The following is an 879-nucleotide window of genomic DNA, read 5'->3' as shown; positions in this document are numbered from 1 at the left end:
ATCTTAAGGATTGAATCTGGCCTGTCTACATATGAAAAAGAGCTTGCTTTGATGGGTGAGGATTACATTGAAGTATTCGAACAACAAGCGCGTGAAATAGAAGAGCGAAAAGCAAAAGGCTTGCCGCCGCCTAGCTGGGTGCTGGCGATGGGCTTTGATGCTGCAAATCAGGATGACGGAGGGACACAGCAAAATGCTGCATAACAATTCATACGAACACATTTTAAGTCGTGCTTGCAATCAACCTCAATTTTTAGAGCCGACTTATGCAGCTACATTTTTTGGTGCGTTGGCACTCAGATCAGGTGTTAACCAACTTGTAGATGTAAATGGAAACGTACTCAATCAAGATCAACTCATTGAAATGGCGAGTAGTTATGGTTCTAGTCGAGAACGAGATCGTCCATATCAAGTCATTGACGGTTTAGCGATACTGCCAGTTTCTGGCACGTTGCTTCATAAATATGGCTATGTACAGCCGAGGTCTGGCGCAACTGGTTACGATGGCATTATTGCTAGGCTAAATGATGCAATGAGCGATCCTGATGTGAAAGCTGTAATGATTGACTTTGATTCGCCTGGTGGGGAGGCTGCTGGCTGTTTTGATTGCGCTGACCAAATTCGAAAATACAGAGATATTAAGCCAATTTATGGACTTTGTTATGACACCATGTGCAGCGCTGCGATGGCCCTTGGCTCAGCATGTACTGAGCGTTGGATAACTCGCTCTGGTAAAGCTGGCTCTGTTGGCGTTTTAGTCGCTCACACATCGTATGAAAAGCAACTTGATGATGTAGGAGTTGATATAACTTTGATCCATTCTGGCGAGTTTAAAGTTGACGGTAATCCGTATCAAAAGCTGCCAAAAGAAGTTCAAGG

Annotated in this window: 1 protein-coding gene and 1 pseudogene; both read left to right on the top strand. The window is 44.1% G+C overall.

Features of this window, described 5'->3' with window-relative positions; all coding sequences use genetic code 11:
* Positions 1-204: pseudogene (locus tag N473_RS22295) on the top strand (phage portal protein); the annotation flags it as partial.
* On the top strand, positions 194-879 hold a 686-nt coding region (locus tag N473_RS22290), incomplete at its 3' end, for a S49 family peptidase (RefSeq protein WP_196766458.1). The pseudogene N473_RS22295 and the gene N473_RS22290, both read left to right, overlap by 11 nt.

The organism is Pseudoalteromonas luteoviolacea CPMOR-1 (assembly GCF_001625685.1).
GTDB classification, from domain to species: domain Bacteria; phylum Pseudomonadota; class Gammaproteobacteria; order Enterobacterales; family Alteromonadaceae; genus Pseudoalteromonas; species Pseudoalteromonas luteoviolacea_K.
This window is presented reverse-complemented; position numbering and strand designations above follow the sequence as displayed.